The sequence below is a fragment of the Calothrix sp. CCY 0018 genome (genome assembly GCF_963920925.1).
In the GTDB taxonomy this organism is placed as follows: domain Bacteria; phylum Cyanobacteriota; class Cyanobacteriia; order Cyanobacteriales; family Nostocaceae; genus Rivularia.
In genome coordinates this window covers 1-26246 of the sequence record NZ_CAWUDI010000066.1, presented here as the reverse complement: position 1 = coordinate 26246, position 26246 = coordinate 1, and the positions used below count along the sequence as shown (strand labels likewise).

Genomic DNA, 26246 nt, shown 5'->3' with positions numbered 1-26246 from the left:
TAAGTTTCCACGTATGCATAACTACGAATTTATTGTATTCTAGATTTATTATGTATATAAACCCATAATCGCGCTTAGCGTCGTTAATCCGAAATTCATAAAAATGCTTATGATTTAGCTAAATAATAGTAAAGATATGTTGAACTTTATAAGTAATAATGCATTAGTAATTTGCGAACCTTTATGAAAATATTCATTGTCTAAAGTGCCACAATTATGGTTTCTTTAAGGCCTTAAACTATATACTTTGTACAACCGAAAATCAAACCTTAGAAATTTAATATAACACTCAAAGTTATGTCCGATACCTTAAGACTAGACGAAGTAGTTGATTTCGCGGAGAACCCGGAACCTCGTTGTCCATGCGTACTGTTATTAGATACATCTGGCTCGATGCAAGGAGCGCCAATAGAAGCATTAAATCAAGGCTTACTTAGTTTTAAGGATGAATTAACCAAAAATCCATTAGCATCGAGGAGAGTTGAAGTATCTATTGTTACCTTTGATAGTAATATCAACGTAGTACAAGATTTTGTGACAGCCGACCAATTTACTCCGCCTATATTAACAGCCCAAGGATTAACTACTATGGGTGCTGGCATTCACAAATCTTTAGATTTGATTCAAGAGCGTAAAGCTCAATACCGTTCTAACGGTGTTGCTTACTATCGCCCTTGGATATTTATGATTACAGATGGCGAACCACAAGGAGAACTCGATGAAGCTATAGAGCAGGCATCGCGGCGGTTGCAGGGTGATGAAACAAGTAAACGTGTTGCTTTTTTCTCCGTAGGAGTCGAAAATGCTAACATGACGCGCTTAAGTCAATTAGCCGTGCGTACCCCCTTAAAATTGAATGGACTGAATTTTGTTGAAATGTTTGTATGGTTATCTGCTAGTATGTCAGCAGTTTCTCATTCAAAAGTAGACGAACAAGTTGCCTTGCCACCAATTGGTTGGGGTTCTGTTTAATATAGTGCAAGTACAGCAATTAAACAGCCCGAAACATTGTTAATATGAACAGCTCAATACAACAGCTTCGTTGGAGGGTAGTAGGTGCTTCGGTTTGCGGAACCAGTCACGTGAGGAATTCTCAACTTTGTCAAGATGCTCACCACTGGGAAATGCTGCCAGATAATATATTGGTGGCAGCCGCAGCAGATGGTGCTGGCAGTGCTAGCTTGGGAAAGGTAGGAGCAATGGTTGCTGTAGAAGCAGCGATTGAGAATATATCTCTCAAGCAAATAAATCGAGATACCCTAGATCAAGATAACTCGGCAAAGTCGCTATTGAGTGAAGCAATCTTAGCTGCAAAAACAGCAGTTGAGGAAGAAGCTATTGCTTCAAATAGACCACCCAAAGATTTAGCGACAACTTTAATTGTTGTGGTAGCGACACCTGTAGTCGCTGTTGTGGCTCAAATAGGAGATGGTGTAGCAGTCGCTAAAGATAATATGGGAAATTTAACAGCTTTAACGGTTCCCGATAGCGGCGAATATATTAATGAAACTAGCTTTTTGACTTCACCTACGGCATTAGATTCAGTACAGGTAAATGTATGGAGACAGGGTATTACCAATATTGCACTTCTTACTGATGGGCTGCAAATGTTGGCGATTAATATGTCTGTAGGTTTACCGCACAAGCCGTTTTTCCTACCTTTATTTGACTTTGTAGCTAATGCCGAAGAGTTGAAAGGGGCAAAAGAACAGCTAGTGAAATTTTTGCGTTCCGATAAAATTACTCAACGTACCGATGACGATCTGACTTTAATAATAGCAGCATTAAGCGATTAATCAATTAAAAAGCCGATGCTATCGAACCGCAGTCAAATTTAAACAATAAAAGTCTAATTTAAAAATGCAGGTACTACACTGTCTTCCCAATCAAAAAACTGTGCCGATCGACCTTAGCGTAAGCTTGGGGCGTGGTGGTGAAGCGTGCATCTACACAGTACCTTCAGATGCTCAAACCGTCGCCAAAGTTTACCATAAGCCTGATGCGGAAAAGGCTAGTAAGCTGGAAGTGATGGTGCTTAACCCTCCGGAAAATCCTACAGCATCTTTAGGACATATTTCTATTGCTTGGCCTTCCGAACTAATTCGGGCCGCAGACGGTAGTAATAATATTATTGGTTTTATGATGCCGCGCATTCGGGGGATGCGTCCGGCGATCGATTTTTATAACCCAAGAACTCGCCGTCAACACTGTCCTTTATTCAACTATCAGTATCTCATACGCACTGCTCGTAACTTGGCTGCGGCGTTTGCTGCTTTGCACCAATCTGGATATTGCGTTGGTGATGTTAACGAATCGAACATTTTAGTTAGCGATACGGCATTGGTGACTATTGTAGATACCGATTCGTTTCAAGTTCGCGATCCAAAAACTAATATCGTTTATCGTACTCCTGTAGGTAAACCCGAATTTACTCCTCCAGAACTACAAAACAAAACATTTTCCGAGTACGATCGCGCTACTCCCCATGACTTATTTGGTTTAGGGGTACTGATATTCCAACTTTTGATGGAAGGTACTCATCCGTTTTCTGGAATCTACCAGAGTGTAGGCGAACCGCCACCATATGAAGCCCGTATTGCGAGCGGGCACTTTACCTACAGCGTGAATCAGCGCGTACCTTATAGTCCTACACCTATTGCACCATCTTGGGAGATTCTTCATCCTACCTTGCAACAACTTTTTGTACGTTGTTTTGAAGATGGTCATAACAACCCAAATATTCGTCCGAACGCTCAAACGTGGCTGTTGGCTTTAGCTGAAGCAGAAGATGCCCTACGTACTTGTCAGAAAAATCCGCAACATCTTTACAGCAACCACCTACATAAATGTCCTTGGTGCGAACGTAGTGCAAAATTAGGTGGAAGAGATCCTTTTCCATCAATTGAAGATGTTGCAAGCAAGAAACACTTAAAACCTCGTCCCAGACCGGCGAAGCGGCGACGTACAACTACAACTCCAAGAAGAAGAACTGCTGCTACGACGGTACCTACATCGAGATACGTTAGTCCGCAGCGTCATTCGCCAGTCGGTAGAAAGATTTCTTACTATCAGCCAAACAATAAGCCAAAATTTTATCCAGTCATTTTATGTTTGCTGGGCTTCTTGACATTGGGCTATTTAGATATAGTTACTAAATTTACAGCATCCAACGTTGAAGAAAACCAATACGCTCAACAAACTTTAATAACTTCCAAACCAGCCGAGAACAAAAGCAACTTTACAGATTATTACAAAGAAGGTCGTGCTGCCTACAAAGGGAAAAAATACGAAGAAGCCATTGCTAGTTTTGCTCAAGCAATACAAAAAAATCCCGATAGTCCCAAAGCTTACGTAAATCGCGGCAATTCGCACTATAACCTTAAAGAATATGAAGCAGCCCTTACAGATTACACTCATGCTCTTAAATTAAATCCAAAGGCAATAAAAGCTCTTGTCAATCGTGGTAATGTTCGTTATATGCTCGCCGAATATAGCAGCGACCCCGATAAAGAATATAAATTGGCAATTGACGACTACAATCACGCGTTAAGAATTGACCGTGACGAGGTAGAAGCCTACATTAGACGAGGTATCGTCCGTTCTCAAATAGCAAAATTCAGCGGCGATTCTCAGAAAGATTATTTAAGAGCAATTGACGACTTTAATCAAGCATTACAAATTAATTCCTCTAGACCAGAAGCTTTTTATCAAAGAGGTTTAGTTCGCTATCAATTAGCTCAATACAGCAGTAACTTCGAGCAAGAATACAAAAAAGCTCTGGAGGATTTTAATCAAGCATTGGATCTGAATTCTAAATTGCCAAAAGTTTATCTAAAGCGGGGTTTAGTTCGTTACGAACTAGCACAATATGGCGGAGGACAGTCCAATGTATATCGTCAGCAAGCAATAGAAGATTTGCAAAAAGCGGCTAAAATTTCCCTGGAAAAAGATGATATGGATAATTACCAGCAAGCACTTAGCAGCATCTGCGTTGTTGTTGACAACAAATGCGATACCTTATTTCAAAAAACAAGTGTGATAGACCAATAACAATTAATGTCCGAATGCTTATTACTAGTACCGCTTCGCGGAAGTAAGAAGTAAGAAGTTTGATTTTCTAGGCTTTTCAGCTATTTTTAATGGTTGCCTTATTTACGCCGACTTGTACTAGTACTCCACCACATAAGTCAAAAACAGTTTAATTTACATATTAAGCGCGGATGCGATTTTATATTGCATCCGCGCTGATTAATTTTTAGGTTTAATCTACCCAGTGCGATCAAACTTTTAAGACGGCCCGCAAAGCCCCCCAAATTAGCGCGGGGGTTGGGGGTAATCGGTTCGCTGTGGAATCCTTAATTTTATGCTTCTTAGGGGACACGCTATACGCTTCGTTGCGATTGCGTAAGTTATATCGTTTTAAATGTAATTTTTTTTATACTTCTTATGTAATATTACTTATTTAACTAAGCTAGCTTAATTCACGGTTTTCTTTGATTTTCTGTTGTTTATTGCCAGATATATTGAAGAGTGAATGCGTTGCGATCGCGCCCTCATGCTGTATCGACTGCTTCTCTGTGCCACATAACTCGTATAGTAAGAATAAATCACGAATCCATAATGTAAACAAAACTAAAGTACTAAAAGCTTTTGTAATCAATATAATAATTATGCTTGATAGGTTGTCTCGAATAAGAGTAAAGAATAAATATTCAGTTGTTCAACCTACCAGATTATTCTTGAAGGGTGGCAGCCCAACGGAACTATAGGTCTTAAATTAGCGCTAAATCCCTTTGAAACCAGGTTTTGCACAGAAAACCATTTTTTTTTTACTTTTATTCGGAGAATAATATGTAATTATCCTGACTTGATATAATAACTCTTTAGATAAGCAATACAGAAAAAATATTGTCAATTTATCGATTCTTTTTCTGGCTTTTTCATATATCAAAAATAGTTTATATAACTTTATTTATTCTTAACTTTATAGAAGTAAATAAAGGAATTTTGTGATTTTTAACTTCGTAAAATCAAAAGTCTTGAATTGTGCTTTTATTGTAAACTAAGCTTTTTCATTTTTTCACAGACAAAACTGCTATATTTATCTCGTCTTTACAATTTATAGTAAAAATACGGTTAAATTTATACTGAGAAAATAAAAATTTATCTCAATCTGAATCACAAGAGAACTATTCAATCATCTACCTTAGAAACATTAGAGGCAGTTTTTATGAAAGCAGTAATTTTGGCTGGAGGTTTGGGTACGCGCTTAAGTGAAGAAACTAGCGTTAGACCGAAGCCAATGGTAGAAATTGGTGGTAAGCCAATTCTTTGGCATATTATGAAAATTTATTCCGCTCACGGTATTAATGATTTTATTATTTGCTGTGGTTATAAAGGGTACGTAATTAAAGAGTATTTTGCTAACTACTTTTTGCATATGTCAGACGTAACCTTTGATATGCGATTTAATCAGATGAACGTACATTGTGGTTATGCCGAACCTTGGCGCGTCACTTTGGTAGATACAGGCGATCATACCTTAACAGGTGGACGATTAAAGCGAGTCAAAGAACATATTGGTAACGAAACTTTTTGTTTTACCTATGGTGATGGTGTTAGTAACGTTAATGTCACCAATCTTCTAAAATTTCATCAAGAACAACAATCTTTAGCAACATTAAGCGCAGTACAGCCACCGGGGCGTTTTGGTGCAATTGTTTTAGGACAAGAACAAACCAAAATCACTAGTTTCCGGGAAAAACAAGATGGAGACAACGCTTGGATTAATGGTGGCTTTTTTATATTAGAACCTCAAGTGATTGATTTTATTGAAGGTGATTCCACTATTTGGGAAAAAGAACCATTGGAAAAGCTGGCTGATATGGAACAGCTATCTGCTTACAAACACGATGGCTTTTGGCAACCAATGGATACTTTACGAGATAAAAATTATTTAGAAAACCTTTGGAAAAATGACGAAGCTCCTTGGAAGGTTTGGTAAATCAGTTAGTACCACCGGAGTTATGAATTATGACACTCGTAACTTTTGATTTCTAACGCCGGATAATTTCATTTTTGATTACTTCAATTACTTTAATTACTTTAGTTACAGGGGAGCCGCAAAACAGATGTATGATTTCGTAATTGTAGGTGGGGGTATAGTCGGTCTTTCTACTAGCATGGCTTTAGGGGAACGCTATCCAAAAGCAAAGATTTTAGTTTTAGAGAAAGAAAATCAAGTAGCGTTTCACCAAACTGGTAATAATAGCGGTGTTATTCACTCGGGTATTTATTACAAACCTGGTAGCTTCAAGGCTAAGTTTTCCCGCGAAGGTTGCCGTTCGATGGTACAATTTTGCCAAGAACACGGCATTGACCATGAAGTCTGCGGTAAAGTTATTGTTGCGACTTCTCCTCAAGAAATTCCTCGTTTAGAAAAGCTCTACCAGCGAGGTTTAGAAAATGGTTTAGATGTTAAAAAAATCACGAGTGAAGAAGTTAAGGAAAAAGAACCCCACGTAACTAGTGTTGCAGGAATTTGGGTAGCATCAACTGGGATTGTAAATTATAAGCAAGTTTGCCAGAAATACGCGGAAATTATCCAGCAACAAGGCGGCGAAATCAAATTCAACACTAAAGTTGAGAAGATAGTTGCTACAGGTCAAAATCAGGTTTTAGAAACCAACAATGGCAGTTTTGAAACCCGCTTCGTAATCAACTGTGCTGGCTTGCATTCTGACCGTGTAGCCAAATTAGGAAACGTCGATCCCCAGGCTAAGATTGTACCTTTTCGCGGTGAATATTACGAACTTATCCCAGAAAAACGTCATTTAGTAAAAGGTTTGATTTATCCGGTTCCCAATCCAGATTTTCCCTTCCTCGGCGTTCACTTTACCCGGATGATAGACGGTACAGTTCATGCAGGACCAAATGCCGTACTTAGTTTGAAGCGTGAAGGTTATAAGAAAACAGATTTTAATCTACGGGATTTTGCGGAAGTAATGAGTTATCCTGGCTTCTGGAAACTCGCTGCAAAACACTCAGATGAAGGAATCAAAGAAATTATTCGTTCTTTTAGTAAAGCAGCCTTTGTGAAAAGCTTGCAACAACTGATTCCTGAAGTTCGCTCGTCAGACGTAGTTCCCACCCATGCAGGGGTTCGCGCTCAAGCTTTGATGAACGATGGGAAATTAGTAGACGACTTTTTAATCGTCAAAGGTCAAAACTCCGTTCATGTGTGCAATGCACCTTCTCCAGCAGCTACCTCTTCTATAGAAATTGGCAAAGCTGTAGCGGCAGAAATTCCAGAGCAAGCACATCTCAAACCAACAGCAGTCAACTGCTAAAAGTTTGATTTCGTAAAAAATCCCGATCTGAATGACTAATAATTAATAGGAATCAAAATCAATGAAAATTTTAGTTACTGGTACAGAAGGTTATCTCGGTTGTTTATTAGCTCCATTGTTAATTGAACGGGGACATCAAGTTATTGGTGTAGACACTGGTTATTACAAAGTAGGTTGGTTGTACAACGGTACCGAAACTACTGCTAAAACTTTAAATAAAGATATCCGTAATATTTCCTTGGAGGATTTACAAGGGGTAGAAGCTATAGTTCATATGGCCGAACTATCCAACGATCCTACCGGACAATTATCGCCAACTATTACTTACGATATCAATCATGCTGGTTCGGTTCGTCTTGCCAAACTAGCAAAACAGGCAGGTGTACGCCGCTTCGTATATATGTCATCCTGTAGCGTTTATGGTGTTGCTACCGAGGGTGATGTTACTGAAGAATCCCCAGTGAACCCCCAAACTGCTTATGCAGAATGTAAAACCTTTGTAGAAAGAGATGTCCAACCGCTAGCAAACGATGATTTTTCTCCTACATTCATGCGGAATGCGACTGCTTTCGGTGCTTCTCCAAGAATGCGTTTTGATATTGTTTTAAATAACTTAGCTGGTTTAGCTTGGACTACCAAAGAAATAAAAATGATTAGCGATGGTACTCCTTGGAGGCCATTAGTTCATGCTCTAGATATTTCTAAAGCTATTATTTGTGCTTTGGAAGCTCCTCGCGATATCATACACAATCAAATATTTAACGTCGGAGATACCGCTAATAATTATCGAGTTAAAGAAATAGCTGAATTCGTTGCCGAAGCATTTCCTGGATGTAAATTGAGCTTTGGCGATAATGCTTCAGATAACCGCAGCTACCGAGTTTCCTTTGAAAAAATCAATACTGTTTTACCTGGCTTTAAATGCGATTGGGATGCCCGTCTGGGAGCCAAGCAACTATTTGAAGTATTTAACCAAATTGACATGACAGAGGAGATATTTTTCTCTAGAGGATTCACCCGCTTGAAACAGTTAGAGTATTTGATTCGCACTCAGCAAATCGATAAAGATTTCTTCTGGGCTAAAAAGTAAGAGCAAAATTTAAGTTTCAAATTTCCAGCTTTTAAATAAAACAGGTACGGCTATTGAGTATTCCCGTACCACATCAAAAAATTCAATTATTTCAAAAGGGTAGTTATGATTTTTACCGAAACCGGACTTCAAGGAGCTTACACCATTGATTTAGAAGAAAAACACGATAGCCGTGGTTTCTTCGCTCGTACTTTCTGCGCTAAAGAACTTGAAGAGCATGGTTTAAAGCCAGTGGTTGCTCAGTGTAATTTGTCTTTTAACCATAAAAAAGGCACCTTGCGGGGAATGCACTATCAAACCGCACCAGCAGCAGAAACAAAAATAGTTCGCTGTACTAAAGGTTCTATTTACGACGTAATCATTGATATGCGTTCCGAGTCTCCTACTTATTTACAGCATTTCGGCGTGGAATTATCGGCAGATAACCACCGTGCTTTATACATACCTGAAATGTTTGCTCACGGCTACCAAGCATTAACCGATGGTTGTGAAGTTATGTACATGGTCGGTGAATTTTATACCCCCGGATACGAAAAAGGTTTGCGCTACGACGACCCATTTTTCAACATCCAATGGCCTCTAGAAGCAACTGAAATGTCTGAAAAAGACACCAAGTGGCCTTTGATGAGAATGATGAGCGTTGGGGGCGCTTCTTAATCGCTATTTTTTTAATTCACCGGAATGCACTAGTACCGCTTCGCGGAAGTAAGAAGTAAGAAGTAAGAAGTAAGAAGTTTGATTTTCTAGGCTTTTCAGCTATTTTTAATGGTTGCCTTATTTACGCCGACTTGTACTAGTTTCAATAACCAAGAGGCAGAGCCTCTAAACCTTAATTCCCAGGCTCAGCCTGGGAACCAGGAAAATACAAAGAATTACTCAAACCAGGATATCTAAATAGGAATTAAATTTATGATTATCATAGACAACGCTTTACAAAAACGCGCCGAAGCAGGAAACCCAGTTAAGGTAGCAATGATTGGCGCGGGTTTTATGGGTAGGGGAATTGCCAATCAAATTGCGAACTCGGTTCCTGGAATGGAATTGGTGGCGATTTCTAACCGTAGTGTAGATGCTGCAAAACGAGCTTATACAGAGGCAGGAATTGACGCTGTTAAAGAAATTTCCAATGTAGCGGATTTGGAAGATGCGGTAAAAAAAGGTGAATACGCAATCACCGAAGATGCAATGCTGCTGTGTCGTGCCGAAGGTATTGATGCAATTATCGAAGTAACCGGAGCAATTGAATTTGGCGCTCATGTTGTGATGGAGGCGATCGCTCATCGCAAGCACATCATTATGATGAATGCCGAACTTGACGGTACTATCGGTTCTATTTTGAAACTTTACGCTGACAAAGCCGGAGTTATCCTTTCTGCTTGTGATGGCGATCAACCGGGGGTAGAAATGAATCTCTATCGCTTTGTTAAAAGTATTGGTTTAACTCCATTACTTTGTGGAAATATCAAGGGATTGCAAGATCCTTACCGCAACCCAACTACTCAAGAAGCATTTGCCAAACGCTGGGGACAAAAGCCTCATATGGTAACTAGCTTCGCTGACGGCAGTAAAATCTCCTTCGAGCAAGCAATTGTTGCTAATGCGACGGGAATGAAAGTTGCTCAAAGAGGAATGCTCGGCTACGACTTCAAAGGTCATGTTGATGAAATGACCTCAATGTATGATATAGAGCAGTTAAAGCAACTTGGCGGTATCGTTGATTATGTTGTCGGTGCTAAACCCGGCCCTGGAGTATTCGTTTTTGCAACTCATGACGACCCCAAACAGCAGCATTATCTTAACCTTTACAAGTTAGGTGAAGGCCCTCTTTACAGCTTCTATACCCCTTATCACTTGTGCCATTTTGAAGTACCTCTATCAGTAGCCCGTGCGGTACTGTTCGGCGATGCTGTCATGTCTCCCTTGGGTGGTCCGATTGTAGACGTGGTAGCCACCGCTAAAATTAACCTCAAAGCTGGAGATACCCTTGATGGCATTGGTTACTATATGAGCTACGGGCAATGTGAGAACTCCGAAGTAGTTCGCGAACAAAATCTATTACCGATGGGATTAGCCGAAGGATGCCGTTTAAAACGAGACATTTCTAAAGACCAAGTTCTCACCTACGATGACGTAGAATTACCACAAGGTAGACTGTGCGACAAACTGCGAGACGAACAAAACGCAAAATTCACTCCATCTAAAACCTTGGCAATAGCTTGACAAAATAACGGTTTTGAAAGTGATGCTTTACGCTATCATTTTACCTTAGTAGCGTAGAAGACATGAGTTGTGTAGCGAAGAGTCTTTCTCAAGATTCTTCTCACAACATTCAATTTATTTATTGTTAGTTCAAACTTTATTTAGCTTTCTCAGGGACATTTATTTATGAAAACCAATTTAATTAAGCGCGTAACGGACAACGTTACTGTATTAACCGATAAAATACAAGGTCGTCTCGAAAGACGGCGGATGATTTCACTTGGGCCAAATCAACCAGCAGTCGGAAACGTACTGCTTTCTTATGTTGTAGATCCATTTACGTTAAAACCAGGGCAACCCCTCCCAACTTCTCATACCCAGCATTGGGAATGCCTGCAAATGGCTAAAACCTATTTAGATTTTGGTTATAACGTTGATGTTATATGGTTTTACAACGATGTATTTATTCCTAAAAAACACTATAACTTTTTTATTGAAACACGTTGGAATTTGCAAAGATGCCTACCATTTTTAAATCAGGATTGCATCAAAATATTTCATGCCGATACAGCGCATCTATTATTTCATAATGCCGCTGAAGCCAATAGATTATTAGGATTGCAGCAAAGACGCGGCATTACTTTAAGTCCTAAAAGATTCGAGCAGCCAAACAAAGCCATCGAGTATGCCGATTGCGCTACGGTTCTTGGCAACGAGTTTACGATGAATACATTTAGATACGCAAATAAACCGCTGTACCGAGTTCCTATTTCTGCTCCAACACTATATCCTTGGCCAGATAAAGATTTTGCCGCTTGCCGTGAAAACTTCCTGTGGTTTGGTAGCGCTGGTTTCGTTCATAAGGGATTGGATTTACTTTTAGATGCATTTTCCCAAATGCCGGATTACAACTTAACTATTTGCGGCCCGATTAATAAAGAAAAAGACTTTGAAACAGCTTTTTATAAAGAACTTTATCAAACTCCTAACATTCATACAGTTGGTTGGGTTGATGTTACCTCTCAAAAATTTCTAGACATTGTTAACAGTTGTTTAGCTATTGTTTATCCTTCTTCTTCCGAAGGTGGCGGCGGATGCGTTATCAACTGTATGCATACGGGTCTAATTCCAATTGTGAGTTATGAATCTAGCGTAGATATCAGCGATGATTATGGTGTTATTTTAAAAGAAAACACTGTGGAAGAAATTAAGCAAAGCATCGAGAATATTTCACAATTAGATCCATCAATACTCGAACAAATGGCTAAAAACTCTTGGGAATTTGTGCGAGAAAATCATACAAGAGAACACTTTGCTCAAGTCTATAGAGAAACAGTTGAAAAAATTATGCTGCAATACGGAATTAAAAACGAGTTATTAACCTATGTTTAAACTGCCTTTAAACCAATTACGAATAACTTTAGGAGCAGCCGTTAGAGATGCAAACTACAATGTATTTTATAATTGGTTACTACGCTTCAAAAGCAAACCAATAGAGGCGAACAATAAACCAGCAATAGTATTTTCTCCACACCAAGATGATGAAACCATCGGTTGTGGAGGAACGATCGCTCTCAAGCGTTCTCAAGGAATACCCGTTAAAGTGGTGTTTCTTACAGATGGACGTTTCGGTAGTAAACCAGATTGGGTTAAACCGGAGAATGTTGTTCAATTTCGCCAAGAAGAAGCGATGGAAGCTCTTGATATTTTGGGTATCGAACCTTCACAAGCTTTATATCTTGGCGAAACTGATGGTTCTTTAGGTCAACTGTCTCCAGAGAAACAAAACTTATTAATTGCTAAATTAGTCGAAATTATCCAATCCTTTGAACCACAAGAAGTTTACGTTCCACATTACCATGATGGACATCCAGACCATGAAGCTACTTACTCTTTAGTAAAGAGTGCGATTGAGAAATCGAAAATGCAGATAGAACTTTTGCAATATCCAATTTGGATGCTGTGGCGAAATCCGCTGTCAAAACATGAATATTTGCATAAAAATAGTCATCTGTACCGATTATCTCTTGGTAGCTTTAAACAAAAAAAACATCAAGCGATTGCAGCTTATAAATCGCAAACCCCTAACTTGCCTTCTAGCTTTAAGCAGGCAATATATTCATCATACGAAATGTTTTTTAAAGATTAAATCTATTTTTCACTCTTGAAAGTAAAAAACATTTGTAAAACTAAGAATAAAAATGTTAAATATTCCGATTAAAATATAAGCTCCGAGAAAAATCCAATAGAATTTTTAAACATTGCTTACAGGCAAACTGTAATTTCATAGGAAAAAAAATGAAAATTGCCTTAGTTCATGATTATTTAACCCAAAGAGGTGGCGCAGAACGAGTATTTGAATTACTCTGTAAGCGCTTTCCTGAAGCTGACGTTTTTACATCTTTATACGATGCTCAAAAAACCATTGACTTAGGCGAAAGGATAGTTAAGACAACTTATTTACAACATATTCCTGGTGCAGCCAAATATTTCCGGTTAATGGCTCCCTTTTATTTTCCTGCCTTTCGTGCTTTAGACTTGCAAGAATATGATTTAATTATCAGTAGCAGCACTAGTTTTGCTAAAGCAGTACGAAAAAACCCGAAGGCACGACACGTTTGCTTCTGTCATAATGTTACCCGTTTTCTATGGGATACCGAAACTTATTTAAGAGAATATGCTGATTATCAGTATTTTGCTCCGTTAATTGAAAGAGTATTTCAATTAATGAGAAATGTTGACCTAACTTATGCACAAGAGCCAGACCTTTATATTGCGAATTCTAGCGTTGTAGCGCGTCGTATCAAAAGCATTTATGGAAAAAAAGCAATAGTTATTAACTATCCAATTGATACCAGTAAGTTTATTTATTCGCATTCCAAAGATGACTATTTTCTGGCATCAGCTAGGATGATAGGTTACAAACGACTTGATATAATAGTGGAGGCTTTTAACTGGCTGGGGTGGCAACTGAAAATATCAGGTGACGGCCCAGAGAGAGAACGCTTACAATCAAAAGCATTGAAAAATATTGAATTTGTGGGTCACGTATCCGACTTAGAACGTACCCAGTTATTTGCGAAAGCAAAATCTGTAATAGTCGCAGCCTTAGAAGACTATGGGTTGGTTCCGGTAGAAGCAAACGCTAGCGGAACCCCGGTAGTTGCCTTCGGTGCGGGAGGAGTTTTAGATACTCAGGTGCCAGGAAAAACAGGAGTGTTTTTTAAAAGGCAAACGCCTGACTCCCTACAAACTGCCTTATTAGAAGCCAGGGAAATCTATTGGAATTACGAAAACATCCGCAATCATGCTGTAGCAAATTTTTCAGAAGAAGCATTTTTTAGTAAAGTCGAGAAAGTCATCGACCAAACTAATAGCTTACAGCGATCGCAGTCCCTGATTTGTTAGCTGAGGAAATAAAAAAAGTTATGCAAACGAGTTTAAGTCCCCATGTCAATCCAGCTGCTGATTCAGAACCGGGTTACGGGCAGTTGTTTGCGGTATTAATCCGGCGATTTCCTTGGTTTTTGATAGTATTTTTAGCTTCTGTAGGCGCGGGTTATTATGTTTATAAAAAAACCCCGCCTAGTTATAAAAGTTCGATGGAACTGTTGGTAGAGCAAAACTATCAGGGAAAAGCAGAAGGAACTGGGCTAGATAAAAATCAGTTTACCGACTCGAATGTGAAGATAGATACCGCGACTCAATTAAGCTTGATGGGTAGTTCTTCACTTATTCAACAAGCAGTTGAAAAACTTAAGCCTGAATACCCGGAAATTACCGTAAAAGATATAAAAAGTTCTTTGTCTTTAAAGCAATTAAGGTCAAAAGACGATGACGTTGCAACTAAAATCTTTCAAGTCGAGTATGCAGCTAAAAACCCGCAAAAGACACAAAGAGTATTAGAATCCATACGGGAAGTTTATCTCGATTACAACAAAGAACAGCAGAGAAGGCGTTTAAGAGATGGTCTGAAAGTTATTAGGGAACAGAAGAAAAAGGTAACAGACGACTTAAACCTAGCTGAATCACAGTTGTTAAGATTTCGTAACTCTCAGAATTTAACAGACCCCCAAACACAAGCTCAAGCTTATGAAAATGCTTTAAATAACATTCAACAAGAACGAACTACAACTCGCAATCAATATAAAGAAGCTGAAGCACGTTTAGATTCATTACAAAAACAATTAAAACGTACTCCCCAGAAAGCACTTGTCTCTTCTCGTTTGAGTCAATCCACTCGCTACCAAAGCTTGCTTAACGAAATCCAAACAACCGAACTGGCGATCGCCCAAGCAAATCTACGTTTTACAGCCGAACATCCCGATGTTTTAAAGCTCAAGGAACAGCTTACAGAACAAAAGCAGCTACTACAACAAGAAGTAGGACGAGCTTTGGGAGGAAGTAATGTTGATGCAAGTGACGTAAATACTGGTGAATTACTCAGCCAGGGACAGCTTTCTCAAACGGATCTTAACCTTGCTAGCACCTTAGTAGAAACCCAAACAAACCTGTTTGCTTTAGCCGCACGCGACCAAAGTTTGGCAGAAAAAGAACAGCAGCTACAGCAAGAGCTGACAAAATTTCCTCGTTTGCTAGCTGAGTATAATCGGTTACAACCCCAGGTAGAACGCAGTCGAAACCGCTTGCAGGAGCTATTGACAGCAGAGCAAGAAGTAGAACAAGAACTTGACAAAGGTGGATTTAACTGGGAAGTAGTAGAAGAACCCCAGGAAGGAGATCGTTTAGGTCCGGATCTGCAACAAAACCTGTTATTAGGTGGAGTAGTTGGTTTGATGTTGGGAGGTATAGCAGCCTTTGCTAGGGAAGCAGGAGACGATGCAGTTCGCACTACCGCCGAATTAGAGAAACAATTTGCCATCCCACTTTTAGGAACAACTCCTAAATTACCGGCTGCTAAAGGTAAAGAATCGGTATTTAAACTACCGTTTGGCAAGCCAGAAGTTCTTGCTCCCTGGACGATTCAGGTATTGCAATCGCCACCGCGCTGGGAATCGCTCGACCTAATTTATAAAAATATAGAATTACTCAATTCTGTTTCCGCCTTTAAATCTTTAATGATAACGTCGGCATTACCCGATGAAGGTAAATCAGCTTTGGCTTTAGGTTTAGCAATGAGTGCTGCTCGTCTACATAAAAAGGTACTATTAATTGATGCGAATTTACGCGACCCCAGCGTACACAAACATCTGAATTTACCCAACGAACAAGGACTTTCGACTCTGCTGACAAGCGATGTAGCTTTACCTAACCAGATAACTCTTCAATCTTCAGGCTCATCTTATATAGATATTTTAACCGCAGGGCCAGTTCCAGAAGACCCTGCGAATCTATTAAGCTCTCCTCGCATGGAAGATTTAATGAGCGCATTTGAAGAAAACTACGACTTGGTTATCCTAGATGCTTCAGCAGTTCTCGGTTTGGTAGATGCTTTGCTCACCGCATCGACTTGTCGTGGGGTAGTCATGGTAGCAAGTATTGGAGGAGTAACTCGCAGCCAACTCGCACAAGCTACAGCCATGCTGGGTAAACTCAATTTACTTGGGGTTGTCGCAAATGGAGTTTCAAAAACTGGCTATAGCTACGTCCCCAACGTCAAGCAACAGCAATTAGCCTTGAAAGGAGCCGTAGAAGAATAGATGTTGAATTAACCGTAATCTTGAATAAATAAACTTTAAGGCTGCGCTTTTATTTAAGCGTATGCCTTTTTTATTTTTAATTAGGTAGTTCGCCTGCCCTACTAAAAATTAGGTTTCTTCATGCTTAACGAGAATCGTGCTGTTGTGTCAGTTTCAACCTACTTTAGATCCCAACCGCATCAATTGATTTCAAGGGGAAGTAAGTAGATAGGCAGGCACTAAAAAACGAGATATGTAACAAAATGTAAAATTTAAAAACTCTTTTTATTACTCTTTAGCCTGACTCGATGATTTTTATTGTTTAGCTACTTTGCTACCGGCAAGCCGCGCACAAGAATATTTTTCAATGAGGCAAATTTAAAATCGAATAACTTGCTTTTCAATATAGTTTTATTAAATTTGAACCATGTTTGAGGGGATGTATATGAAGTTTGCGTAAATTCCCCTGTATATTTCGTCTATTTACGAAAAAACCTCAGATAAAGATAAAGGTTGATTAAATCGTAAAAAATATTTATGTTACAATCGCTTAGACTCCGCCGGAATACGGTGATTAAGTGTTACCAAAATAGAATTCATACTACCTTAATAATTCTGAGAATAAAGTAGTAAATATTTGAAGAGTAAATAAAGAATTCATTTTTAGATAACGTTATTTCTATGGTTTCCTATATCCTATTTATTGAATACCGTTGCAAAAAGAAAAAGTCATAGCGAGGCGCAGGTAGATTTATCTACGTTTAGCATATTCTTTCAACATACATCTTCAAAAATCGATCCGGTAAGGTATGAAATTACCGTAACGGAACTTTTCTCTCTAAGAATATTTGCCTGGACAACTTCCATCTTTTGGAAGTCAAGCCAAAAAATACGGATATTAAGGACATTTTGACACGTTCTATATAAGACTAGCTGCCTACCACTCTATTAGTTGAAATTAATATGAAAACCAACTTACTGCCAACTGTAAACAATAGCTCTAGTGTATCTGAAGCTAATAGCTCTACTTACTGCACTCTTCAATGGCGACGCAATCAATTATTGGTAAAGCCTATCGGTACGGTTAAGCAGCCTTATATGCCTTTATTAGATACCTATGAATCTTTAAAAAATTGCTTGGAACATTCTTCCGTGAAGTTAGTTCGTATAGATCCAAAATTAGGGGAAGAGAAAGTAAAGCTTTGGGCAGATGCTGCGAACTGTGCTTCTAAACCAATATATTTACAGATAGGTGCCGAGCGAAAACAACCCAAACCCAACAGTTACTTTTTATCATCGATGAAGCGTCTTGGCGAATGGGCGATCGCCACCGTAGTTCTATTTATGGTGAGTCCACTGATGCTGTTATTAGCTACAGTAATGAAAATTGATGCTCAAGCACCATTGTTTGAACGCTCTTGGTATGTCGGTGAAAGAGGCAGATTATTTAAATTAATCAAATTTCGCACAACATCTGTTTTGCAGAAAAATGAAGAAACTACACAATTAGGAAACTGGATGTGTAAGTACGGTTTGAATAACTTACCGCAATTGTTGAATGTAATCCGGGGCGAAATGGGCTTGTTCGGTTCTCGCTGCTGGACTTTAGAAGATGCGGTAAGGTTAACTCCCAAATCACAGAAGCAATTGAATAATCTACCTGGAATTATGGGTTCTTGGGAAGTAGAGGCAGAAGAATCAAATATATTACATTTAGATAGTCAAACATCTTAATTAATACATTAGCTTTTTCTATCGAATTAATATCATTCATGTTTCAAAGACTAAGTTTACAAAGAATGATAATAAGTGCCAGCACTTTTAAGAGCGATATTTGACCTCTCGTGTTGGCATTTTAGCCGCGAGCGCAATAATTACAAAAACACTGGTAGTAGGCGGGAGTGACTATATTGCCCAAAATCTTCTCAAATAAAACACAATTCAAATATCGCTCTGACTCTAATAGTTAAAAAAATATATATGCATTCAAAAATATACGAGCCATTCAGCAATTTATTTAAAGCTACCAAATTCTGGCAGAATAACTATTTAGTACTGCGAGAATTTAAACACTTCCGTAAGGTTACTATTTACGCTATAGTTTTTTCGATATTAGCAGCGGCTTTTGAAGGTTTCAGTATTGGTTTTTTGCTAACTTTTCTACAAAGCTTAACGAATGCAGCCGATGCGGAACCAATTCAAACAGGTTTTGCTTGGTTTGATATCTGGATACTAGGAATTAAAACTTCGGCAACCAGCCGTATGTATCGAATATCAATCTTAATATTGTTAAGCACTTGGCTGCGTTCTACATTTGATTACTTCAGTTCGATCTATACAGAATCAGCACAACTGCATCTTGCAGACCGCTTGCGTAAGCGGATGTTTGAACATTTACAAGCATTACCGTTAAGTTACTTTGTCAAAACCCGTTCCGGCGAACTGATAAATACAATCACCACTGAAATTGAGAGATTAAAACAAGGCTTCGGTGGTGTTGCTTTCGTGATCATTAGAGGCATGGCAGTAGCTGTTTACTTTATCACCATGTTTGCCATATCATGGCAGCTTTCAATTGTTTCAGTCTTGCTATTTGCACTTTTAGGTGTGGGACTTTCAACGCTCAATGCTCGCGTTCGAGAATCGAGCTTTGGTATTTCTAATGCTAACGGTGCTTTTCATTCAACAGCCACGGAATTTATTAACGGTATCCGCACGGTTCACGCATCGGGTACGCAAGACTTTGAACGTCAGCGTTTTTATGGCGTTAGCAGTCAATTATTGAATGCTTCCATAAAAGTTGCCAAGGCTTGGACTTTAGTAAAACCAATAGCTTCAGCTATTGCAACTACTGCTATCATCGGTTTAATTATTCTTTCTTTTACAGTATTTACCTTACAAGTCGCATCATTATTGACATTTTTCTTTGTTCTGATGCGCGTTGTACCCAGCATTCAAGATATCAATGGAACGTTAGCTTTCCTTAGTACTTTGAACGGTTCGATGGATAATGTTAAACAGTTGTTAGAAAGCGATAACCAAGCTTACTTCCAAAACGGTTCTACCGAATTTCAGCAGTTAAATCGTTCTATTGATATAGTATCTGCTGATTTTGGGTACGAACCAACCAATTTAGTGCTACACAATATTACCCTTACCCTGGAAAAGGGCAAAACAACTGCCTTGGTGGGAGCATCTGGGGCTGGAAAGACAACCCTAGCAGATTTGATTCCTCGATTTTACGATCCAACACAAGGGCATATTTATATTGATGGAGTGGATTTAAAAGAGATTGACATCTACTCGCTGCGAAAAAATATGGCTGTTGTCAGTCAAGATACTTTTATCTTCAATACTTCAGTTTGGAATAACATTGCTTACGGTACCCTCGACGCTACCGAAGCGGAAATTAAAGAAGCCGCTCGGCTTGCTAATGCACTAGAATTCATCGAAGATATGCCTCAAGGCTTCGATACCCAACTTGGCGATCGCGGAGTTCGATTATCTGGGGGACAAAGACAGCGGATAGCCATAGCGCGTGCATTACTTCGCGATCCCCAGATTTTGATTTTGGATGAAGCCACCAGCGCTTTGGATTCTGTATCGGAACGCTTGATTCAGGAATCTTTAGAAAAGCTTTCTGTAGGTAGAACAGTTATCGCTATTGCTCATAGACTTTCTACAATCGCTAAAGCCGACAAGGTAGTTGTGTTGGAGGGAGGATATATTGTTGAGCAAGGAAAATACCAAGACTTACTACAACAACGCGGTAAGTTATGGAAATATCATCAAATACAAAATGAAGTCGGTCAGGCAAGTTAAAAAAGTTAAGCTTACTCTTGGAATATATAAGAATAATATTTTTTGGGCTTGTCATCGGCAAGCCTTATTTTTATGTAAAAAAAGAATAATTTGTTAATGGTTATTAACAAAAAATAAAATCAACTTTGACAATTTTTATTGCAGAAAACTGTATTGCCGCTGAATGGGTCAAGCAAATATAATGGAGTTTTAATCGTTGTACTGCCATATCTCATATTGAACTTGATAATCGCTACTTTCTTCAAAAAATTAACTTGCAGTTATCTATAGATTGTGTCTTGCTTATATTAATCGTTGCATCATCTATATAAAAAGATTAAAAGATATGTTGCGTAATATTCTTCTAACTAAAATTTTTCGTCGCTCTTTTTCAGGTAAATATTGGTAGTTACCGAGTCCTTATTTAAAGCTTTCATAAAGAAGATTATCTATAAGATTTTAATTCCAAAAAATCATCAAAAAGCTCTCGCCTAACATACATATATTTTGATATAACCTATTGAAAAGATACAGACAGCAATTATCTACAAATAACTTTTTTGTAGCTAGATAAAAAGTATCAATGACAACTCAATATATAGAGTTTTATTGAGCTTGACTAAAAAGCCTATTTATGTTTCTAAATCTAGATTGCGGTACATAACGTTCAAGATGGCAAACTAATTATGGCTTTAACAAGCGAAGCATAAAATTTCCGCTTTTAATTACGTACTCGATTTATACAAAAAAATCCTTGTAAAGTAAGCTATGAATGACTTAAATCCTTATCGCCCAAGCATTTTGCCAGTTTCCGAAGAAGTAAAGCGTCCGCTTTGGTCTGTGATGATTCCTACGTATAATTGTGCGGAATATCTACGGTACACATTAGCGACCGTTTTGGCACAAGATCCAGGTATAGATAAAATGCAAATTGTGGTTGTTGATAATAATTCTACAGAAGATGACCCAGCAGCAGTTGTAGAGGAATTAGGTGCAGGGCGTGTAGAGTTTTACCGTCAGCCGAGCAATGTAGGTATTATGAATAACTTTCAAACCTGCTTTGAATTATCGAAAGGAAAGTTGATTCATCTGCTGTGTAGTGACGATTGCGTCAGAGAGGGTTTTTATGAAAAGATGGCACGGCCTTTCGAGGAGCATCCAGAGGTTGGTGCTGCTTTTTGTCGCAGTGTATTGATTGATAAACATAATCAATGGCAAGGTTTATCCAATTTTGAGATGCCTAACAGTGGTATTTTGCCCAAAACTTGGCTGCACAGAATTGCCGAACTTTGCTGTATTTCCGTACCTTCTCTTGCGGTAGTGCGCCGCGAGGTTTATGAAAACCTGGGAGGATTCGATAGACGTTGCGGTATCAGTGCAGATTGGGAAATGTGGGTCAGAATTTTTGCTCATTATCCAATGTGGTTTGAAGCAGAACCTTTAGCTCTGTGGCGCGTACATTTAGAATCTGCAAATAATGTTAATGCCAAAAGCAATATTTTTATTCAGGAAAATTACAATACTGTAGAAACTATCTTTAAATCTTATTTACCTGAAGAAACAAATACTAAGCTTGCTCGAACTGTAAAACAAAATTGTGCTTTCCTCGCTTTACAATCAGCAGATTATTTAATCAGAAAAGGCAAAATACCTGAAGGTTTACTGCAAATAAAAAGGGCATTAGAATATAGTAAATCTCCTAAAGTTGTCAGGGCGGCAAGTCGTATAATTTTATTGAATAGAACAATTAGTGTTATTCAAAAAATGGTAAAATTCGGCGTAACTAGAAAAAGTGTATAGATTTAAAATATGACAAGTAATAATATGACAAGCAATAACCAAAAAAATCAACCTTTAGTCAGTATTATAACTCCCACTTATAATCGCCCGGAATATTTGAAAGCAGCATTAACAAGTGCCGTTCAACAAACATATCAGAATATTGAGATTATTGTTTCCGATAATTGCAGTCCTCAAAATCCTCAGTCAATAATTGAGTCTTTTGAAGATGATAGAATTCGCTTCTTTCGCAATCAAACCAACCTGGGAATGTTTGCCAATACTATGAATGCTTTTAAAAAGGCACGTGGTAAATATGTTGCTAGTTTGCTAGACGATGATATATGGGAAAAAGACTTTTTAGCCAAGCTCGTACCTGCATTAGAAGCCAATTCCGATTTAGCTTTAGCTTTTTGCGACCATCACGTTATTAAAGCAGACGGCACAATTGATGCTGCTGCAACAAAAAGATGCTCGCATTTTTATAAACGGGCAAATTTAAAAGAAGGGATCTACCAACCTTTTCATAAATTGGGTTTAATAGATAGAGCCGTTTCCAGTGCGACTGCGGCTGTAATTCGTAGAGAGATTGTTGATTGGGATAGCATTCCCCCAGAAGTAGGTGGTTCGTGGGATATTTATTTAAATTATTTGTGTTGTCGTTCTAGTTTGGGAGCTTATTATTTCCCTGCTAAATTGACCAGATATCGCGAACACGAACAAACCGAAACTATGCAAAGTGGGAGGCGGAATTTTGAAAATAAAATACGCAAAGCTAAAGCCGATCTTTTCTGCTACGAGCAATTTATGAAAGATGAGCAATTAAAAGAACTTTATCCTCATTTTCATCAGAAATGGGGACAAATTAATACAAATTTGGGAATCGGCTTGATGCGGAGTGAAAATTCTACAGAAGCACGTACTCGTTTTTGCCATTCTTTAAAGAGACACTTTAGTTTGCGGACAATAGCCGCACTAATATTAAGTTTTACTCCACCTAAAATAGCAGCTAAATTTTAGTAGTCTACCAATGCTACTTGCTACTCCCCATCAAAAGTATTTCAACTATTACAAAATCAAGGAAGGTATTTTCGTATGAGAATTGCAGCTTGTATCACAACCAGAAATCGTTCCAAGCAACTTAATGATTGTTTAGAAGCTTTATGGAATTCTACAGTTAAACCCCATTCGGTGGTTGTTTCTGATGATTCACAGGATTTTGAAGTACAGCAAATTAATCGAGAAGTTGTCAAAAAATATCCAGGAACAACTTATATTACAGGCCCCAGACGCGGTGTTTGTGCCAATCGTAATAACGCAGTTAATGCAACTTCGGCATTGGAAACAGATTTTGTAGCTTTTGTTGATGATGATATTTGTGTTGAACCTGATTTTATTGCTAATGCTGTAGAAAGATATTCTCAGATACCAAACGAGCAAAGAAAATATACTATTCTCACTGGTACTAGCACGAGTACTCAAGGAGAGAAACTGCTACCTTCTAAACTAACTTTTCGAGGTTACTTTTGCGCTACTGAAGGTACTCCGGAAACAGTCGTAATTCATGCTGCATTATTTCCCAGACAGTTTTTCTCTCAGGAACAATGGGATGAAGATATTTATTTTGGTTATGAAGATGCAGAACTTTGTTTGCGAGCGATTAAATACGGTTACAAAATCATATCTTGCCTTAAGTTACAAGTAAATGAAAAAAGCACCGATAGCGTACTTAATGAACCCGGTATTGGTGGCGTAAGTAATTATGAATTACATATAGAAGCAGCGAGACTTTATATTGGTATTAAACGTTATAAAAACTTGTTTCCCAATCCCGTTAAGCTATTGGCTTTTTTAACTATATATTTTGTTCATATGAGCGGATATTTATTGAAGCGAGGAGCAATCCAAGCTTGGCCGGAAATTATTCGTCGTTCTCGCATTCATCTATTATGGGAACAGAAAGAAGTTCCTCAATCGGAAGCAGTTTCTTCAGTAATTGTTTCTTGAATAAAGAGGGATTAGGGAATAGGGAACAGAATAATTTTTGCTTAATAAGTATCGCAGCTTTTTTTGTAAACTTTTGGCATAGTAGGTACTGAAAAACCTAAATTATTTATTAATCTTATAGCAGGCTGATAGTATCGTGAAGCTTTGCATTGTTACTCACAGTTTAATTAAAGGTGATGGTCAAGGAAGGGTAAATTATGAAGTTGCCTGGGAAGCTATTCGTCGCGGGCATCATGTAACGGTATTAGCAAGTAAGATTGCTCCGGAATTAGAAAAACACTCTTCTATTAATTGGGTTCCTATTTCCGCAAAAGTTCCCACAGAATTAATGCGGAATATGGTGTTTGCTTACAAAAGTACTAATTGGTTAAAAAAACATCGCGATCGCCTCGATTTAGTTAAAGTAAATGGTGCTATTACCTGGGCTAATTCAGATGTGAATGCGGTACATTTCGTGCATAATTCCTGGTTGAAGTTTTCTAAATTAGAAGCTACACCTGCTGCCAAAAAAACTATCTTTAATCCATACCTATTTTTATATAATTCATATCAGTTGCTGTATACGAAACTCAACACCCGTTGGGAAAAACAAGCATTTGACAATACAAAAATAGTAGTTGCAGTTTCCGATAAAGTCGCTGAAGATTTACAAGAAATCGGGGTACCTCAAAAGGCAATTCGAGTCATTAGTAATGGGGTAGATATCGAGGAATTTTCACCCGGTAACGGTGTCAGTCGTCAAACATGGAATTTACCCGATGGAGTTCCCTTAGCAATGTTTGTTGGTGACATCAGACTACCTCGGAAAAATTTAGACACCGTACTAAAAGCTTTGGTGGAAGTTCCCGATTTACATTTAGCGGTGGTAGGTGTTACCGATGGTAGCCCTTATCCGCAATTAGCGAAATCTCTGGGAATTAACGACCGAGTGCATTTCCTCGGATTTCGCCGCGATGTCCCTTCTTTAATGAAAGCTGTAGATTTTTTCGTATTTCCTTCGCGCTACGAACCTTTCGGTTTAGTAATTACAGAAGCAATGGCGACAGGTTTACCAGTAATTACCGCAGGCTGTACGGGTGCTGCTCCTTTGATTACTCCAGAAGCCGGGATAGTTTTGCCAAACCCAGACGATATTAAAGCAATAGCCTCAGCAATGCAAAAATTAAGCGTTAATCCCGATTTAAGAAGTAACATGGGTCGAACTGCTAGAGAAATTGCCCTGCAAAACACCTGGAAGAACATGGCACAACAATATGTAGACTTATTTGAGGAGATTAATTAATAATGGCGATCGCACTCATCATACCAACTTACCGACGCAGCCAAGATTTAGCTCGCTGCTTGGAAGCCTTGAAAAATCAAACTCGACCGGCTGATGAAGTCATAGTGGTAGTGCGCGATACGGATGCTGAAACTTGGTCATTCCTCTCAGCTTTTGACAGCACAACCTTACCATTACGCACCGCAACGGTAACTATTACTGGAGTAGTTGCAGCCATGAATGCCGGACTTGATGAAGCTTGTTCAGATATTGTAGCTTTTACTGATGATGATGCAGCCCCCCATCCCGATTGGTTGGCGCGTATTGAAAGTCATTATCTAGCAGACGAGCGCGTCGGTGGAGTTGGGGGGCGCGATTGGGTTTATCATGGCAGCGATTTAGAAGATGGTAATTCGGGAACAGTCGGGCAAGTAAGCTGGTTTGGTAGAGTCATCGGCAATCATCATATAGGTACTGGCGAAGCGCGGGAAGTTGACGTACTCAAAGGAGTAAACATGAGCTTTCGACGTGCTGCCATCCAAGGCTGGCACTTTGACGAACGGATGAAAGGTACCGGCGCTCAAGTTCACTTTGAATTAGCTTTTTCTTTAAAATTAAAACGAGCTGGTTGGAAGTTAATTTACGATCCACAAGTAGCGGTTAATCATTATCCAGCCAAGAGATTTGACGAAGATCGACGCAACAGCTTTAATCAAATTGCCTTCGCTAACGCCGTACACAATGAAACTGTAGCTTTATTAGAATACTTTTCACCATTGCAAAAATTAGCATTTTTATTCTGGGCTACAACAATAGGAACCCGCGAAGCAATGGGTTTCATTCAGTGGTTAAGATTTCTTCCCTCCGAAGGATTGCTAGCAGGTAAAAAATTACTCGCATCATTACGCGGCCGCTGGCAAGGATTACAGACAGTCATCAGTAATCAGTGAGCAGTTATCAATTACCAATGGGGAGTGGGCATTGGGCATTGGGGATGAGAGATAAGCAGATAAACAGACACTTTATTAATAACTCCTAACTCCTAACTCCTAATTCCTAACTCCTAACTCCCTACTCCCTACTCCCTACTCCCTACTCCCTACTCCCTACTCCCTACTCCC

General features: G+C 38.8%; 19 protein-coding genes. All 19 read left to right on the top strand.

Features of this window, described 5'->3' with window-relative positions; translation table 11 throughout:
• Positions 1–297: 297 nt before the first annotated feature.
• Positions 298–972, top strand: a complete 675-nt coding sequence (locus ACM03V_RS31430; RefSeq protein WP_414624737.1) for a vWA domain-containing protein — start codon at positions 298–300, stop codon at positions 970–972.
• 44 nt (positions 973–1016) lie between these two features.
• Positions 1017–1796 carry a PP2C family serine/threonine-protein phosphatase gene (locus tag ACM03V_RS31425; protein WP_414624736.1) on the top strand — a complete coding sequence of 260 codons (780 nt, stop codon included), beginning with the start codon at positions 1017–1019 and terminating at the stop codon, positions 1794–1796.
• A 64-nt stretch (positions 1797–1860) separates the two neighbouring features.
• Complete coding sequence (locus tag ACM03V_RS31420; protein WP_414624735.1) at positions 1861–4050, top strand: tetratricopeptide repeat protein; 2190 nt, start codon at positions 1861–1863, stop codon at positions 4048–4050.
• A 1180-nt stretch (positions 4051–5230) separates the two neighbouring features.
• On the top strand, positions 5231–6004 hold the full coding sequence (rfbF, locus tag ACM03V_RS31415) for a glucose-1-phosphate cytidylyltransferase (protein WP_414624734.1): 774 nt from the start codon (positions 5231–5233) through the stop codon (positions 6002–6004).
• A gap of 127 nt (positions 6005–6131) precedes the next feature.
• A complete protein-coding gene (gene lhgO, locus ACM03V_RS31410; RefSeq protein WP_414624733.1) occupies positions 6132–7349 on the top strand; it encodes an L-2-hydroxyglutarate oxidase in 1218 nt (405 codons plus the stop codon).
• A 61-nt stretch (positions 7350–7410) separates the two neighbouring features.
• Positions 7411–8439 (top strand): NAD-dependent epimerase/dehydratase family protein, encoded by a 1029-nt coding sequence (locus ACM03V_RS31405; protein WP_414624732.1) that lies wholly within the window; start codon positions 7411–7413, stop codon positions 8437–8439.
• A gap of 105 nt (positions 8440–8544) precedes the next feature.
• Positions 8545–9096: a dTDP-4-dehydrorhamnose 3,5-epimerase gene (gene rfbC / locus ACM03V_RS31400; protein ID WP_414624731.1), complete on the top strand. Its 552-nt coding sequence runs from the start codon at positions 8545–8547 to the stop codon at positions 9094–9096.
• Positions 9097–9348: 252 nt separating this feature from the next.
• Positions 9349–10659: an NAD(P)H-dependent oxidoreductase gene (locus ACM03V_RS31395; protein ID WP_414624730.1), complete on the top strand. Its 1311-nt coding sequence runs from the start codon at positions 9349–9351 to the stop codon at positions 10657–10659.
• Between the two features lie 165 nt (positions 10660–10824).
• A complete protein-coding gene (locus tag ACM03V_RS31390; protein WP_414624729.1) occupies positions 10825–12030 on the top strand; it encodes a glycosyltransferase in 1206 nt (401 codons plus the stop codon).
• On the top strand, positions 12023–12787 hold the full coding sequence (locus ACM03V_RS31385) for a PIG-L deacetylase family protein (RefSeq protein WP_414624728.1): 765 nt from the start codon (positions 12023–12025) through the stop codon (positions 12785–12787). Before ACM03V_RS31390 ends, ACM03V_RS31385 begins: the two co-directional genes overlap by 8 nt.
• A 149-nt stretch (positions 12788–12936) precedes the next feature.
• Positions 12937–14046 (top strand): glycosyltransferase, encoded by a 1110-nt coding sequence (locus ACM03V_RS31380; RefSeq protein WP_414624727.1) that lies wholly within the window; start codon positions 12937–12939, stop codon positions 14044–14046.
• 20 nt (positions 14047–14066) lie between these two features.
• The gene (locus tag ACM03V_RS31375) at positions 14067–16298 is read left to right on the top strand and encodes a GumC family protein (protein ID WP_414624726.1); all 2232 of its coding nucleotides are present in this window, start codon (positions 14067–14069) and stop codon (positions 16296–16298) included.
• Between the two features lie 942 nt (positions 16299–17240).
• Complete coding sequence (hepC, locus tag ACM03V_RS31370) at positions 17241–18011, top strand: heterocyst development glycosyltransferase HepC (RefSeq protein ID WP_414624725.1); 771 nt, start codon at positions 17241–17243, stop codon at positions 18009–18011.
• Between the two features lie 246 nt (positions 18012–18257).
• The gene (gene hepA / locus ACM03V_RS31365; protein WP_414624724.1) at positions 18258–20099 is read left to right on the top strand and encodes a heterocyst formation ABC transporter subunit HepA; all 1842 of its coding nucleotides are present in this window, start codon (positions 18258–18260) and stop codon (positions 20097–20099) included.
• A gap of 747 nt (positions 20100–20846) precedes the next feature.
• Entirely contained in the window at positions 20847–21878 is a 1032-nt protein-coding gene (locus ACM03V_RS31360; protein ID WP_414624723.1) for a glycosyltransferase family 2 protein, read from the top strand.
• A gap of 24 nt (positions 21879–21902) precedes the next feature.
• Positions 21903–22877 (top strand): glycosyltransferase family 2 protein, encoded by a 975-nt coding sequence (locus ACM03V_RS31355; protein ID WP_414624722.1) that lies wholly within the window; start codon positions 21903–21905, stop codon positions 22875–22877.
• Positions 22878–22952: 75 nt separating this feature from the next.
• Positions 22953–23864 (top strand): glycosyltransferase family 2 protein, encoded by a 912-nt coding sequence (locus tag ACM03V_RS31350; RefSeq protein ID WP_414624721.1) that lies wholly within the window; start codon positions 22953–22955, stop codon positions 23862–23864.
• Between the two features lie 136 nt (positions 23865–24000).
• A complete protein-coding gene (locus ACM03V_RS31345) occupies positions 24001–25146 on the top strand; it encodes a glycosyltransferase family 4 protein (protein ID WP_414624720.1) in 1146 nt (381 codons plus the stop codon).
• Positions 25147–25148: 2 nt separating this feature from the next.
• Positions 25149–26075, top strand: coding sequence for a glycosyltransferase family 2 protein (locus ACM03V_RS31340; RefSeq protein WP_414624719.1), 927 nt, complete (start codon positions 25149–25151; stop codon positions 26073–26075).
• The last annotated feature ends 171 nt before the right edge of the window (positions 26076–26246 follow it).